This is a genomic window from Dactylosporangium sp. NPDC050688 (assembly GCF_040654515.1).
GTDB lineage: Bacteria > Actinomycetota > Actinomycetes > Mycobacteriales > Micromonosporaceae > Dactylosporangium.
In genome coordinates, this window is record NZ_JBFAIC010000075.1 from 21,882 (window position 1) to 35,324 (window position 13,443).

Below are 13,443 nucleotides of genomic sequence, written 5' to 3' on the forward strand. Positions count from 1 at the left end.
GGTGGTCAGCGCTCGCTGTCGCCGAGTCCGCGCCATTGCCCGTCCGGCAGCATCTGGTACCGGCGCGGCGGTCTCATACGTTGCAGGACGCTCTTCATCCTTGCCTCGCGTTCCGCCGCTTCCTGGCCGGTCGGGTCAGCAACTCGGAATCCGTGCAGGTGAACCTCGAACGGATCGACATCGTCCGGATGCGGACGGCCTTCGAGGATGAAACCGAACAACGCGCGCAGGGCCATCTCCCCCAGCTCCAGCGGATGGAAGGGCAGCGGGTACGGGCCATCGCCGGGCACCATCGGCTTGACCGGATGCGCGCCCGCCCGGTACGGCAGCTCGAACTGGTACGGCTCGCCGATGTTCTCCCCGATGCCGCCGTCCGGTGAGACACTCAGCGAGCGGACGAGGTCGCCGTTCTCCCACACGGCGAAGCACAGCCAGCCGGAGCCCGAGTGCATCCCGTGCATGACGATCCGCCGGCCCGCACCGGCTTCGAGCAGGCGGTCCGGCAGCTGCGACGGGCGGTCGCAGATGAGCCTCCGGTCGCAGAACAGCTCGGCGCCGGCCAGGACGGTCGCGTAGCTCGTGTCGTCTGGCGGGTAGACGTCATCACCGAGCGAGCCGTCGCCGATCGCCGTCACCTCGTAGCCGGGATGCAGTCCGCGCACGAGGTCGATGACCTCCGCCGGATCCGACCGGACCGCGCCCCGCAGCGAGGGCCGAAGCTCGCCGTCGGTGAAGGCGAGCAGTGCGGTCTTCGCGCCCATCGAACCTCCCGCCTCCATCCAGGATGACCTGCACAGACTCCGGCCGTGGCACCTCCGCGGTCGCGGCCCGATCACCGGTGATCTTACCCCGTTGATCGAAGTCCCGGCGTGGTCATCCAGGCGACCGGGACGCGACTTCGATCACCGCCCGGCGATCTCCTGCCAGCGGGCTAGCCGGCATCGACCTCGGTGGGCGAGTCGCTGGTCGTACGCTGTTGCGGTCCGCGGACCAGGACGACGGCCAGCAGGACGGCCATGACGCCGACACCGACCCACATGCCCTGCTGCCAGCCGTCGACGAAGGACTCCTTTGCGGCGCTCACCAGCGTCGCGGCCTGAGGGCCGGCCGTGTCCGCCACCGCGAGGGCGTTGGACACACCTTCCCGGGCGGTCTCCGCGGCGCCGGCCGGGATCCCGTCGAGGCGAGGGCCGATCGCTGTGCGGTACCCCGCGGACAGCACCACGCCCAGCAGTGCCACGCCGAGCGCGGTGCCGACTCGCGCGTGACGTCGTTGAGCGCGGACGCCACACCCTGCTGCGAACGGGGCAGCGACGAGGTGATGGCCTCGGTGGACGGCGTCATCGCCAGGCCCATGCCCAGCCCCATCGCGACGATGCCCGGCAGCACCGACAGGTAGCCGCCCTCGACGGACACCAGACCGGCCATCAGCGCCAGCCCCACCGCGCCCAGCGCGATACCGGGTGCCAGCCACGACTGGGTCTACGTCCTCAACGGCACACTGCGCCTCGTCCTGGGCGAGCACGACCTGCTGCTCAGCGCCGGCGAGGCGGCCGAGTTCGACACCCGCACACCGCACTGGTTCGGCGCCACCGGATCCGGCCCCGTCGAGTTCCTCAGCCTCGTCGGCCGGCAAGGCGAACGCGCACACGTCCGCGCCGCGGCACGAACAGCCTCCCCCGAGTGAGCGACGGGACCTCGGCACTCGCCTGTCTGGCCAGAGCCGGCGTTATGGCGCGTCCACTGCTCGAACCTCGGCGAGCCGCTTGACTGCGTACTCGTCGTCCCAGCAGACAGCGGCCTCCCACGCGGCCGACGCCTGCGCGGCGATGTCGTACGCACCGTCGTCGAGGCCGGCGGCGTTGCCCGGCAGCACGAGGTCGAGGTCGGGCACGTCGACGTGCGCCTCGTCCCAGTCGATCAGCGCGACGTGATCCACGGTCATGCGGACGTTGCCGGGGTTGGGGTCGCCGTGCACGACGCAGGTCTGACGTCCGGCGAGCCGCGCCCATGCCGCCCGGCATCGGGCGACGCCCTCGACCGGCATCGCACCGAGGTCGATCTTCGTCCCGGTCTCGGCGTGCAGGAGGTCGGCCGACGACCGCCAACCCGGGCGCTGCGGCCAGCCCCGGGTCAACCGATGCAGCTCGCGGAGCGTGCCGGCCACCCGACGCCAGTCCGCCTGCGTCTCCGGTGGTCCGCCCTCCAGGTAGGTCATCACCACCAGACCGTCGGCGAACAGCCGGCCGTCCGTGGTCGGGATCGGCACCGGCACGGTCAGACCCGCACGGTCGAGATATCGGAGCAGCCCGGTCTCCCACGCGAGATCAGCATCGCTCCTGCCGCCGAGACGACCGACCGCGAGGTGCCCGTCGACGCGCACGCTCCACACGTCGTTGGCGACCCCGCCGGCGAGCGGCTCGATGCGAGCGACGCCTTCACCCCACTGCCCGAGCGCCTCCCACCCCATCCGCCCCACCTTACGGGCCTCCCGGCATCGACGTTCCGGCATTTCGAACGCCGGAGATCGGCGGCCTGGCCCGCATGACCGGACAACGCATGTACGTGTGGTACGAGGGGTGACGGTCGGACCGCCGCATCGCACGCCGACGACCTGGCCGTCCGGCATGCCTGAACCCGCGGCGCGGCACGACCGCCACCCTGCGCTGCCGCCAGGGTCAGTGTGCGGCGGTTTTCAGCACGCCCATGCGGGTGCGGTACTCGTCGTCGAGGGCGGCGCCGCCGTCCTCGCGGGTGGCGACGACCTCGCCGCGGACCAGGACGTAGCCGCGGTCGACGGCGCCACGGACGGCGCCGAGGGCGGGCTCGGCCATGAGGACCGCGACGCCGTCGGCGGCGAGCTGGGTGACGGTGCGCAACAGCTCCTGCACGACGAGCGGGGCGAGGCCGGTCATCATCTCGTCCAGCAGCAGCACCCGCGGCGAGCCCATCAGGGCCCGGGTGACCACGAGCATCTGCTGCTCGCCGCCGGACAGGACGCCGACGAGGCTCTTCATGCGGGTCCGCAGGATCGGGAAGCGGTCGATGGCGGTGTGCACCGCGCTGCGTGGCAGGCGCAGCAGCTCCGCCATGACCTGCAGGTTGTCCGCGACGTTGAGCTTCGGGAAGAGCTGGCGGCCCTGCGGCACGACGGCGATGCCGGCGCGGGCCCGGGCGGCGGGCTTGAGCTTGCTGACGTCCTCGCCGTCGAGGAAGACCCGGCCGGTGGCGGCGACGGAGCCGTACGCGGCGAGCAGCGCGCTGCTCTTGCCGGCGCCGTTCGGCCCGACCAGGGCGGTGACCACGCCGCCGGGGGCGACGATGTCGGCGTTGGTGACGGCGCTGGCGTGCCCGTAGCGGACGCTCAGCCCTTCCAGGCGCAGTTCATGAGCCGACACGGTCAGCCTCCTCGGGGGCGTCGGTGACGCCGAAGTACACCTGCTGCATCTGCGGGCTGTCCAGGCACTCTCGGGGCGAGCCGTCGAACACCGACCGGCCCCGGTCCAGCAGCATGATCCGGTCGACGAGCCCGGCGACCAGGTCGACGTTGTGGTCGACCAGGATGACGCCGTGCCCGCGGCGCTGGACGGTGCGCACGACCTCGGAGATGCCGGTGACGCCGGCCGCGTCGGAGCCGGCGAACGGCTCGTCCAGCAGCAGCACCAGCGGGTCCTGGCCTAGGGCGCGGCCGACCTCGACGAGCCGCTGCTCGCCGAGAGACAGGTCGCCGGCCGGGCGGTCCAGGCGGTCGATGCCGAGCTCCTCGGCGATCGCGGCCACGGCGGCGGTGTCGGCGGCCGGGTACGGCCGCAACGCGCCGCTGAACGAGCCGGCGATCATCTGCCAGACGGTGCCGTGCCGTCGGGCCGCGCGGCCGAGCAGCAGGTTCTCCGCGACGGTGAGCTCCAGGGCGAGCTGCGGGTACTGGAAGGTGCGGGCCAGCCCGGCCTTCGCCCGCCGGGACGCGGGGCCGGTGAGCCGCTGCCCGCGCAGGGTCAGCAGGCCCTCGGTGGCCGGCTGCGCGCCGGAGATGAGGTCGACCAGGGTGGTCTTGCCTGCGCCGTTGGGGCCGACGAGGCCGAGGACCTCGCCGGCGGTCAGCGAGAACGACACGTCCTGCAGCGCGGTGACCCCGCCGTAGCGTTTGGTGAGGCCCGATCCGACCAGCAGCGTCTCAGCCACGACGGCCTCCTGCGAGTTTCAACAGTCTGCTCGCGTAGCCGATCACGCCCTGCGGCGCGACGAGCAGGATGACGAGGACCCCGAGCGCGAGGATCAGCGTGCCGCTGGTCTCCACGGCGGGGAAGTTGAGGGTGAGCTCGACGGCGATGACGGCGCCGAGCACGGCGCCCCAGGGGGTCGCCGACCCGCCGATGAGCGGCATGAAGATGGCCAGGAACACCAGGTTGAGGGTGAACGTGTCCGGGGTGACGCTGCCGGCGGAGTAGGTGAACAGCCCGCCGCCGATGGCCGCGATGGCGGCGCCGATGGCGAGGGCCACCAGGTTCATCACCGGCACCCGCACCCCGGCGGCCTCCACGGCGCGGGGGGCGTCGCGCATGGTCCGCACGATCACGCCCCACGGTGACATCCGCAGCCGGTCGAGCAGGAACGCGATGACGCACACGACCACGGCGGAGCCGACGACGACCTGGTAGTGGCTGGGCTGCCAGCCGAGGATGTCGAGCTTGCGGAGGCTGCCGAGACCGGCGGAGCCGCCGGAGATGCCCTCGGCGTCCACCAGCCAGGCGGTGAACGCCATGCCGAACAGCAGCGTCACGGCGGCGAGGAAGAACCCGGACAGCCGGCGGGTGGCCAGGCCGAGCAGCACGGCGACGGCGGCGGCGACGATCGGCCCGACGATCCAGGCGACGATCATCGGCAGGCCGCTCTTGCTGGAGATGAGGCCGACGGCGTAGCCGCCGATGCCCGCGTACGCGCCGTACGCCATCGACAGCGAGCCGGCCATCAGGTACGGCACGTACATGCCGAGCGCGACCAGTGCGTAGGTGGCGGTCGTGGTGACCAGCGTCTGCTTGTAGCCGTCGGCGCCGACCCACAGCAGGATCAGCACCGCGCCCACGGCACCGACCAGCAGGCCGAGGGAGCCGGGGATGCGCTTCATGCTCGTACCCTCCGCACGAACAGGCCGCTCGGTTTGAGGGCGAAGAACAACAGGGCGACGATGAGCAGCCCGTACACGTGGGACTGCCCGCCGAAGTAGTACGGCACGAACACCTCGACGGCGCCGAGCAGCAGCCCGCCGACGAGCGGGGCCCACACCGAGCCGGTGCCGCCGACGACCATCGCGAGGAAGCCCGACAGCGCCCAGCTCAGCCCCGACAGGGAGCTGACGCCGGCCTTCGGCGCGAACAGCAGCCCGGTGATCCCGGCGAGCAGGCCCGACAGGACGAACGCGATGAGCCGGACCCGGTTGACCGGCAGGCCGAGCAGCTGGGCGGCGTGGGTGCTGTCGCCGACGGCACGCAGCAGCCGGCCGGAGCGGGTGGCCCGGATCCACGCGGCGAGCGCGCCGAACGCGACGACGGTGAACGCGAGCAGCACCAGGGTGCTCGGCTGGACCGCGGTGTCACCGACGGTCACCGGGTCGAACGTGAACAGGTGCTGCCCCGGCAGCGTGGTGTAGCCGAACAGGTACCCGGCGAGCTGCTGGATGGCGAAGAGCACGGCCGCGACGGCGACCAGCGCCGGCAGCTCCCCGCCGCCGGAGCGGCGCTGCACCGGCCGGACCACCGCGAGCTCGGTGACCACGGCCAGGGCCGCGGCGGCGCTGATCGCCACCGCCGCGGCGGCCCACACGTTCATGTCCTCGTACAGCACCAGGTAGGACGTGCACAGCCCGCCGATCATGGCGTACGGGCCGATCGCGAAGTTGAAGAACCCGGCGCCGACCAGGACCAGGTAGTAGGCCAGCGCAAGGAGGCCGAAGAAACACCCCATCTCGAGGGCGGACAACCACAACTGCAGCTGGCCCATCTGCCTACCTTTCTACTTGTTGCACGGCGGCTGGAAGGTGGCCCAGGGACCCTTGGGCTTGTTGTCCGCGCCGAACTCGATCAGCGACAGCCCGCACGGCCCGTCGGCGCCCAGGTGCTTGTCAGCGCCGAAGGAGAGGGTGAAGTTCGCCTGGCCGAAGGTGGCAGGGTACCCCTTGATGCTCTGGATGGCCTCGTTGAGCTTCTTGGAGTCGTCGACCCCGCCGGCCTTCTCGATCGCCTGCTTGAGCACGTGCACCGAGTCCCACGCCTGAGCGTCGTACGCGGTGATGTCGTAGTCCTTGCCGTACTTCTCCTTGAGCAGCGTCACCAGCGCCTGGGTGCGCGGGTTCGCGGTGTTGATCGAGCCCATGAAGATCAGGCCCTCCAGCGCGCCGGGGGCGGCGAGCTTCCAGGACGAGGGCTGGTTGCCGATCGACGCGAGGGAGAAGCGCTTGGTGCCCTTCATCTGGCTGCCGAGGGTGTTCTGGGCGAGGACCTCGAACGCGCCGCCGACGCTGGTCACCAGGATGGCGTCCGGGTTGGCGTTCTTGAGCCGGGCGACCTGCGCCGACAGGTCGGAGGCGTTGGCCGCGCCCTTCTCGGTGGCCACGATCTGCACGCAGTTCAGCGCCGGCAGCAGCGCCTTGTCCAGCGCGGCGATGGTGGTCGTGTCGTCGGTGAGGACGCCGAGCTTGGTGATGTTCGCGGCCTTGAAGGCGCCGCAGTACACGTCGGCCCAGTCGGTGGTCGTGTTGGCGAGCATGTAGATGAGCTCGTTGTCCGGCGGCTGGACCAGCGTCGCGGTGACACCGGTCGGGGCGATGGCAGGCAGGCCGAGCGTGGTGAGCGTCGACTTCGCCTGCAGGATGGCGGCGCTGCCGCTCTGCAGGAACAGCGCCTTGGCGCCCTGGCCGGCGAGCTTCTGCAGCACGGCCGGTACCTTGGTCGGGTCGGACTCGTCGTTCTCCACGACCAGCTGCAGCGGGCGGCCGAGCACGCCGCCCTTGTCGTTGACGTCCTGGATCGCCAGGCGGATGGTCTTGCCCGCGATGGTGCTGTAGGAGGCGCCGGAGCCGGTGCTGTCCTCATCCAGGCCGATGATGATCGGCGCGCCGGAGGCGGTGCCGTTGGTCGGCTTCTCGTCCCCGGCCTTGTTGCCGCAGCCGGCGACGGTGAGCGCCGCCAGTGCGAGACAGCTGACGATGCGACTCGTCGTTGAAACGCCCATTTGTACCCCTGTCACGGAATTATACGAATCGTCAGCCTCGGGAGGAGTGATCACGGCGGAACGCCGCCTGGCTGGTGTGGCCAGAATCATAAACCTAACAAGCGCTTGGTTTCTACATCTTGGTCACGGCCGCCCGGGGTGTCAAGAACACGGAGGACGCACGGACGTAACAGAACCGTCAAAAACTCGTGCCACTCAGGACCGGACGGCGGGCAGCACCTCCAGCGCGAGCCGCTCCCCCTGTTCCCGCCGGTCAGGGCCGGCCAGCTTCAGGTTGAGCACCGTAAATCCCATGGCGAGCAGCGCCCGCAGCCGCCCAGCAACGAGGTCCGCCGGCCCGGACACCGCACCCGCCCGTTCGGCCCCGACGGACACCTCGACGTTGAGTGCGCACGTGACGTCGGACGGCGACCGCCCGGCCGCCTCCGCCGCCGCGCCGATGCGCGCGAGCATCCCGGGCAGCCGGTCCAGCGGCGCGTAGCCCAGCGACGGCATCCACCCGTCGGCGAGCCGGCCGGTGACGTCCAGCGCCCGGGGCCCGAAGGTGCCGACCCAGATCGGGATCCGCCGCGCCGGCTTCGGCTCCAGCGGCGCCTCCACGACGCGATGGATGCGGCCGGTGTACGTGAACGCCGGCTCGACCCACAGCCCCCGGATGATCCGGATGGCGTCGGCGAGCCCGTCGACCTTGTCGCGCGGCGGCGGCACGGGGATGCCGAAGGCCCGGAACTCCTCGTCGGAGGCTCCCCCGCCCAGCCCCAGGATCAGCCTGCCGCCGGCGAGGCGGTCGAGGGTCTCGGCCATCTTCGCCACCATGGCCGGGTTGCGGTACGGCACGCCGAGCACCCGCGGCATGACCTCGATGCGGCTGGTGTGCGCGGCGATCCAGGTGAGCATCGTCCAGGTCTCGTTGCTCGGAGCGGTGCCGCTGGGATGGTCGGAAGTGGAGACGAAGTCGTAGCCGAGCTCCTCGGCGGTGCGGGCGGCGGCGACGGGGTCCACGCCCGCCGCGGCGGGGATGTCGAGGCCGAATCTGTTTGACATATCAAGCACGCTACGGTCGACGAGTTTGACATGTCAAACAGATCTCGTACGCTTGGCCGCATGCCCGAACCTCGCTGGCTCACCGACGCCGAGATGCACACCTGGCTGGGCTACCGCCGCATGCGCACCCTGCTCGACCTGCAGCTGACCCGCGACCTGGGCGCCGACTCCGGCCTGTCCGACGCCGACTACGACGTGCTCACCACGGTCTCGGAGGCGCCCGGCCGGCAGTTGCGCCTCGGCGAGCTGGCCGGGGCGCTGCGCTGGTCGGCGAGCCGGCTGTCGCACCAGGTGACCCGGATGCAACAGCGCGGCCTGGTGGCCCGGGCCGGCTCCCCCGACGACGGGCGCAGCGCGACCGTGCTGCTCACCGAGCACGGCTGGGCGACCGTGCAGGCCGCGGCGGTGCACCACGTCGCATCGGTCCGCCGGCACTTCATCGACGTGCTGAACGAGCAGGACGTGGCCGCCCTGGGCCGGATCACCGACAAGGTCCTGGCGCACCTCAGCGAGGTGACCGCCCCGACACCCCCGCGGCGCAGGGTCAGCTGAGGGCGGGGCCGGTCGGGCGGGCGTCGAGGGGGTGGACGGCGATCCGGCCGGCGAGATCCCCGGCTATCGATGCGGCCGCGGCGCTGCCGGGCTTGCGGCCGGCCTGGTCCTCGAAGCCGGCCAGGAACTGCGCGCCGAACCCGAGCCGGGGATAGCGGTGCAGCGTGGCGGTCCGCGCGTCCGGCGGGAACTCCTCCTGCCACCGGCCCACCACGTCCCAGCTCGTCGCCACCTGCAGCAGGTGCGACTCCGGGTCCACGTCCGCGGCGACGTCGTCGCGCATGTGCAGCACGATGATCTGCGCGACCCGGTCGGTGCGGGCCGCGGGCCAGCCCGCCGCGGTGCCGAACACCCGGGCCACCTCGCCACCGGCCACCTCGAACGGCACCGTGTGACTGTCGAACACCGGCGACAGCGCGATGTCGTGCAGCAGCGCCGCCACGCAGAACAGCTCGTCGTCGCGGTCGATGCCGTGGGCCTGCGCGTACATCGCGCCCCAGACGTAGCTGCGCACGGAGTGGTTGAGGAACGCGGGCGTGAAGTACCGCTCGGCCACCGCCATGGCGGCCGCGACGGCGGACGTGTCCGGCACGGCCGGCGCCGCAGCGATGGGTTGCGCGCACATGGGTCAACGGTCCGGCGCCACGGCGCCGCCCGGCCTCACCCGGCCGGCGCGACCGCGATGTTGTGCGTGACCTTCAGGTTCGACGCGGTCGTCATCATCGCGTGTCACGCAGCCTGAGCACGTAGGTCGCGGTCAGGGCGACGGGACGGTCGGCGTCGTTCGCGAGCTCGGTGAGGGCGCCGGTCGCCACGCCGCCCGGGATGTCGGCGAGCGCCTGGGTCAGCCGCTGCCGCGCCGCCGGTACGACCTCACTGCTGCCGAGGCGCTCGACCAGCCTGGTGGCGATCGGGTCCGCCAGCGCGGGATCGCCGGCCAGCGCGCTGAGGGCGTCGGCCGCGTCGGCGTCGTTCGTGTCCTCGACGATCATGTCGACGAGGGTCGGCACCGCGTCGGGCCCGCCGCGGTGGCCGAGCGCGAGCGCAGCGTACCTGCGTACCACGGCATCCTCGCTGGTCAGAGCGGTGCGCAGCAGCCCGGTCGCGGCGTCGCCGGGCACCTCGGCGATGGACCGCACGGCGCGCTTGCGCACCTCGGCGTCCGCCGCCGTGAGGCCGTCGGCCAGCGGTGCCAGCCCGCCGGAGCCCGACCGGGCGAGGGCCCAGCGCAGCGCGCCGGCGACGTTCGGGTCCGCCTCGTGCAGCACCGCCTCGACGAGCGCCTCCACCGGCGCCTCGTCGGCGGAGGACAGCGCGGCGCGCTGCCGCCGGCCGGCGCTGTCGGACCCCAGCGCCTGCAGCAGCGCGACGATGCGCAGCACGTCGCCCCAGTCGGCGGGCTCGGCGCCGCCGATCTGCTGCAGCCGGGTGAGCAGCTCCGTCTCGCTCGCGATGCGCTCGCGGGTCTGGCTGATGAGGTCGTCGACGAGCTGCGCGGGCGCGAACCCGGGGTCGTCCAGGGCACGGCCGACCTCACGCAGCGACAGCCCCAGCGACCGCAGGCTCTCCACGTGGAAGATCCGCTGGATGTCGTCGGCCGAGTACTCACGGTAGCCGGACCCGGTGCGCCCCGTCGGCCGCACCAGGCCCAGCGACTCGTAGTGCCTGAGCATGCGGGCGCTGACCCCGGAGCGCCGCGCCACGTCACCGATCAGCACGGTCCCATCATCCCTCCCGGCCCTCTGGCCCGAGAGCGAAGACGCGCTTGGCCTCCTCGACGGCGTACCCCGACCCGGCCTCCGGGTCGAGCAGCAGCTGCCGGGTGGCGGCCGCGTGCTGCCGTACACCGGGATCGCTGCTGTGCTCCGCGGCACTCAGGACCGGCAGGATGTCCTCGCCGAGCGTGACCAGCGCCCGGCTGAGGCTCAACTGCGTGTCCCGCCCGCCCCGGCCGAGCTGCGTCGCCAGCACCCCTGCCAGCTCCGTCCGGCCCTCCTCGGGCACCAGCACGACCGCCGCCCGCCAGGCGCTGCGGGCGACGTCGTCGTCGGCGTCGGTCAGCAGCGCCCCGGTGATCGCCGGCCACGCCCGCCGGTCGCCGACCTTCGACAGCGTGTGCAACGCCTGGCTGCGCGCCTGCGCCCGCGCCGACCCGAGCTCCTCAACCAGCGCCGGTACGGTCAGCGCCGGCTCGTGCCGGGTGATCGCCCACGTCAGCATGTCCCGCACGAAGAAGTCCGGCTCGACCCCGCACCGCGCGACGAGCGTGCCGACCAGCCCTGGGTCCGGCGTGGTACCCGCGGCGAGCGCCGCCTGCAGCCGCACCGACGCGCTGCCGTGCTCCAGCCCCCGCACCACCCGTGCCGTGCCCGTGCCCGTCTCCTGCATGGTCATCCCGACCACCTCCCGGCGACCAGTGAAGAGCTTGCCACCGTGTCAAGGTCAAGCCCCGCCGCTCATGGCGGGTTCGGCCGCGGCGGGCGCGGGCGGTGGGAGGGTCACCTCGCGCAGGCCGACGCGCGCGTGCAGGCGGCGCAGCGGTCCAGGGGCCCACCAGTTCCACCGGCCGAGCAGGGTCATGGTGGCCGGGACGAGCAGGCAGCGCACCACGGTCGCGTCGACCAGGACGGCCGTGGTGAGGCCGAGGCCGATCTGTTCGATGCTGCCCATCTTCGCCGCGGCGAAGCAGCCGAAGACGATGACCATGAGCAGCGCGGCGGAGGTGATGACGCGGCCGGTGTGCTGCAGGCCGCGCCGCACGGCGGTGTTCGTGTCGTCGCCGGCGTCGACGTACTCCTTGACCCGGCCGAGCAGGAACACCTCGTAGTCCATGGACAGCGCGAACGCGAACGCGAAGAGGATGACCACGACGAACGGGTCCAGCCCGCCGACGGTGAGGGTGCCGAGCGCGCCGGCGAGCCAGCCGTGCTCGAACACGGCGACCATGACGCCGAGCGTCGCGCCGAGGGAGACGACGTTGGCAAGGATCGCCTTGATCGGCACGACCACCGACCCGGTCATCGCGAACAGCAGCACGAGCATCGCGGTGAGGGTGATGCCCAGCGCGAGGGGCAGGTCGTCGAGGATGAGGTCGACCAGGTCGACGAGGACGGCGGCGTCGCCGGTCACCCACGACTGCACGCCGTCCGGGCGGTCGGCGCGGATGCGGTGCACGAGGTCCTGGGCGGCGTCGTCCTGGGCGCCGCCGCGCAGGCTCAGGTCGACGATGGCCAGGCCGGACCCGGCGGGTTTGGCCGGCTGGACCTTGCCGACGGCCGGGTCGGCGGACCAGCGGGCGGCGTACGCGTCGAGGTCGGCGGCGCCCGTCCGGGCGACGATCCTGACCGTCGGGGCGAACGACCGGCCGAAGCGGGTCTTGAGCTCGTCGGCGACCCGGACCGACTCGATGCTGCGCGGGGTGCCCTCCAGGCCGGGCAGCTTCACCGTCGCCGACAGCAGCGGCGACCCGGCGGCGAGCAGCACCGCCGCGGTGAGCACGGCGACGAGCGCGGCGCGGCGCTGCACGAGCGCGGCGAGGGCGGCGAAGAAGCCGCGGCCGGCCTCGTCACCGGCGGGCCGGCGCGACGGCTTGAGCCGGCGGCGGGCCAGGCCGATGAGCGCGGCCGTGAACGTGAGCGACACCAGCATCGCGACCAGCGCGATCGACACGCCGGCCGCGCCGAGGGCGGTGAGCTGCCGGACCGAGAACGCGAGGAGACCGGCGAGCGCGGCGGCGACGGTGAGCGCGCTGAACAGGATGGTGCGCCCGGCGGTGGCCCAGGCGCGGCCGATGGCGACCTCGGGGCTGAACCCGGCGGCGAGCTCCTCCCGGTAGCGGGCCACCAGCAGCAGCCCGTAGTCGACGGACAGGCCCAGCCCGAGCAGCGACGCGACGGTCAGCGCGTTGGAGTCCACGTCGGTGAACGTGGTGAAGACGTACAGGACGGGAAAGACCGTCGCGATGGACACGACGGCGGCAAGGACCGGCACGCCGGCCGCGACGAGGCCGCCGAACACGACGACGAGCACGATCAGGGTGAGCGGCAGCGACAGCAGCTCGGCCTGGGTGCGGTCGGCGTCCAGGGTACGTCCGGCGTCGCGGCTGATCGTGGCGGAGCCGCCGACGCGCACGTCCGCGCCGCCGGGCAGCTCGCCGCCGAGCCGGTCGAGCTCGGCCTCGACGGCGTCGACGGCCGCGTTGCGGGTCGGCTTGTCGACCTTCTCCAGGGTGGCCACGACCAGCAGCGCCCGCCGGTCGGTGGACACCGCGGCCGTCTCGACCTGCCGGACGTGCTCGGTCCCGCGCAGCCGGGCCGCGGCCGCGTCGACGGCGGCGCGGACGTCCGCCGCGGCCGGGTCGACGCCGTCCACCAGCCCGACGACCTGCCCGGAGGAGTCCTCGGCGGTGCCGATCAGGTCGTACGCCTCGATCGACTCGACCTTCTTGCGCACGCTGCTGTCCTCGGAGATGGCGTCGAGCAGGGGGCCCGCGGCCAGCACGCCACCGGCGACCACGACCAGCCAGACACCGAGCACCCACCACCGGCGCCGGAAGCACCAGCCACCGAGCCGCGCCATGAACCCCTCAGCCATCCGTCCTCGCCCCCGCCGGTACCGCCG

General features: G+C 72.7%; 14 protein-coding genes and 1 pseudogene. 2 read left to right on the forward strand and 13 right to left on the reverse strand.

What is annotated here, in order from left to right; genetic code table 11:
• Window positions 1-5: 5 nt before the first annotated feature.
• Both AB0H83_RS43560 and AB0H83_RS43565 read right to left on the reverse strand, forming a co-directional pair.
• Window positions 6-761, reverse strand: coding sequence for a hypothetical protein (locus tag AB0H83_RS43560; RefSeq protein WP_360106928.1), 756 nt, complete (start codon window positions 759-761; stop codon window positions 6-8).
• A 170-nt stretch (window positions 762-931) separates the two neighbouring features.
• The gene (locus tag AB0H83_RS43565; protein ID WP_360106931.1) at window positions 932-1,240 is read right to left on the reverse strand and encodes a hypothetical protein; all 309 of its coding nucleotides are present in this window, start codon (window positions 1,238-1,240) and stop codon (window positions 932-934) included.
• Window positions 1,241-1,471: 231 nt separating this feature from the next.
• On the opposite strand from AB0H83_RS43565, the pseudogene AB0H83_RS43570 reads away from it, so the two are divergent.
• Window positions 1,472-1,687 (forward strand): annotated as a pseudogene (locus tag AB0H83_RS43570) (cupin domain-containing protein); the annotation flags it as partial.
• A 42-nt stretch (window positions 1,688-1,729) separates the two neighbouring features.
• Here AB0H83_RS43570 and AB0H83_RS43575 read toward each other — a convergent pair.
• The 7 genes from AB0H83_RS43575 to AB0H83_RS43605 all read right to left on the reverse strand — a co-directional run bounded on the left by AB0H83_RS43575 (window position 1,730) and on the right by AB0H83_RS43605 (window position 8,271).
• Window positions 1,730-2,470, reverse strand: a complete 741-nt coding sequence (locus AB0H83_RS43575) for a phosphotransferase (RefSeq protein ID WP_360106934.1) — start codon at window positions 2,468-2,470, stop codon at window positions 1,730-1,732.
• A 208-nt stretch (window positions 2,471-2,678) separates the two neighbouring features.
• Window positions 2,679-3,398: an ATP-binding cassette domain-containing protein gene (locus tag AB0H83_RS43580; RefSeq protein ID WP_360106937.1), complete on the reverse strand. Its 720-nt coding sequence runs from the start codon at window positions 3,396-3,398 to the stop codon at window positions 2,679-2,681.
• A complete protein-coding gene (locus tag AB0H83_RS43585) occupies window positions 3,385-4,182 on the reverse strand; it encodes an ATP-binding cassette domain-containing protein (RefSeq protein WP_360106940.1) in 798 nt (265 codons plus the stop codon). Before AB0H83_RS43585 ends, AB0H83_RS43580 begins: the two co-directional genes overlap by 14 nt.
• The gene (locus tag AB0H83_RS43590) at window positions 4,175-5,125 is read right to left on the reverse strand and encodes a branched-chain amino acid ABC transporter permease (RefSeq protein ID WP_360106943.1); all 951 of its coding nucleotides are present in this window, start codon (window positions 5,123-5,125) and stop codon (window positions 4,175-4,177) included. The genes AB0H83_RS43585 and AB0H83_RS43590 overlap by 8 nt, the downstream gene beginning before the upstream one ends.
• Window positions 5,122-5,997, reverse strand: a complete 876-nt coding sequence (locus tag AB0H83_RS43595; RefSeq protein ID WP_360106946.1) for a branched-chain amino acid ABC transporter permease — start codon at window positions 5,995-5,997, stop codon at window positions 5,122-5,124. Before AB0H83_RS43595 ends, AB0H83_RS43590 begins: the two co-directional genes overlap by 4 nt.
• Before the next feature lie 12 nt (window positions 5,998-6,009).
• Window positions 6,010-7,227, reverse strand: coding sequence for an ABC transporter substrate-binding protein (locus tag AB0H83_RS43600; RefSeq protein ID WP_360106949.1), 1,218 nt, complete (start codon window positions 7,225-7,227; stop codon window positions 6,010-6,012).
• A gap of 195 nt (window positions 7,228-7,422) precedes the next feature.
• A complete protein-coding gene (locus AB0H83_RS43605; RefSeq protein WP_360106952.1) occupies window positions 7,423-8,271 on the reverse strand; it encodes an LLM class flavin-dependent oxidoreductase in 849 nt (282 codons plus the stop codon).
• A gap of 60 nt (window positions 8,272-8,331) precedes the next feature.
• Here AB0H83_RS43605 and AB0H83_RS43610 point away from each other — a divergent pair, with 60 nt between their 5' ends.
• Entirely contained in the window at window positions 8,332-8,823 is a 492-nt protein-coding gene (locus AB0H83_RS43610; protein WP_360106955.1) for a MarR family winged helix-turn-helix transcriptional regulator, read from the forward strand.
• On the opposite strand, the gene AB0H83_RS43615 is transcribed toward AB0H83_RS43610, so the two are convergent.
• The 4 genes from AB0H83_RS43615 to AB0H83_RS43630 form a co-directional block, all read right to left on the reverse strand.
• On the reverse strand, window positions 8,816-9,448 hold the full coding sequence (locus AB0H83_RS43615) for an HD domain-containing protein (RefSeq protein WP_360106958.1): 633 nt from the start codon (window positions 9,446-9,448) through the stop codon (window positions 8,816-8,818). The two genes, AB0H83_RS43610 and AB0H83_RS43615, sit on opposite strands and share 8 nt — an antisense overlap.
• A gap of 94 nt (window positions 9,449-9,542) precedes the next feature.
• Entirely contained in the window at window positions 9,543-10,541 is a 999-nt protein-coding gene (locus AB0H83_RS43620; protein WP_360106961.1) for a HEAT repeat domain-containing protein, read from the reverse strand.
• Between the two features lie 7 nt (window positions 10,542-10,548).
• A complete protein-coding gene (locus AB0H83_RS43625; RefSeq protein WP_360106963.1) occupies window positions 10,549-11,217 on the reverse strand; it encodes a HEAT repeat domain-containing protein in 669 nt (222 codons plus the stop codon).
• A gap of 48 nt (window positions 11,218-11,265) precedes the next feature.
• The gene (locus AB0H83_RS43630; protein WP_360106966.1) at window positions 11,266-13,416 is read right to left on the reverse strand and encodes an MMPL family transporter; all 2,151 of its coding nucleotides are present in this window, start codon (window positions 13,414-13,416) and stop codon (window positions 11,266-11,268) included.
• Window positions 13,417-13,443: the final 27 nt, after the last annotated feature.

What these genes read in the sequence shown, in the direction of transcription:
- AB0H83_RS43600 (WP_360106949.1), bottom strand. Translation starts at nt 7,227, where the DNA reads ATGGGCGTTTCAACGACGAGTCGCATCGTCAGCTGTCTCGCACTGGCG.
- AB0H83_RS43590 (WP_360106943.1), bottom strand. Translation starts at nt 5,125, where the DNA reads ATGAAGCGCATCCCCGGCTCCCTCGGCCTGCTGGTCGGTGCCGTGGGC.
- AB0H83_RS43575 (WP_360106934.1), bottom strand. Translation starts at nt 2,470, where the DNA reads ATGGGGTGGGAGGCGCTCGGGCAGTGGGGTGAAGGCGTCGCTCGCATC.
- AB0H83_RS43615 (WP_360106958.1), bottom strand. Translation starts at nt 9,448, where the DNA reads ATGTGCGCGCAACCCATCGCTGCGGCGCCGGCCGTGCCGGACACGTCC.
- AB0H83_RS43595 (WP_360106946.1), bottom strand. Translation starts at nt 5,997, where the DNA reads ATGGGCCAGCTGCAGTTGTGGTTGTCCGCCCTCGAGATGGGGTGTTTC.
- AB0H83_RS43605 (WP_360106952.1), bottom strand. Translation starts at nt 8,271, where the DNA reads ATGTCAAACAGATTCGGCCTCGACATCCCCGCCGCGGCGGGCGTGGAC.
- AB0H83_RS43560 (WP_360106928.1), bottom strand. Translation starts at nt 761, where the DNA reads ATGGGCGCGAAGACCGCACTGCTCGCCTTCACCGACGGCGAGCTTCGG.
- AB0H83_RS43610 (WP_360106955.1), top strand. Translation starts at nt 8,332, where the DNA reads ATGCCCGAACCTCGCTGGCTCACCGACGCCGAGATGCACACCTGGCTG.
- AB0H83_RS43625 (WP_360106963.1), bottom strand. Translation starts at nt 11,217, where the DNA reads ATGACCATGCAGGAGACGGGCACGGGCACGGCACGGGTGGTGCGGGGG.
- AB0H83_RS43630 (WP_360106966.1), bottom strand. Translation starts at nt 13,416, where the DNA reads ATGGCTGAGGGGTTCATGGCGCGGCTCGGTGGCTGGTGCTTCCGGCGC.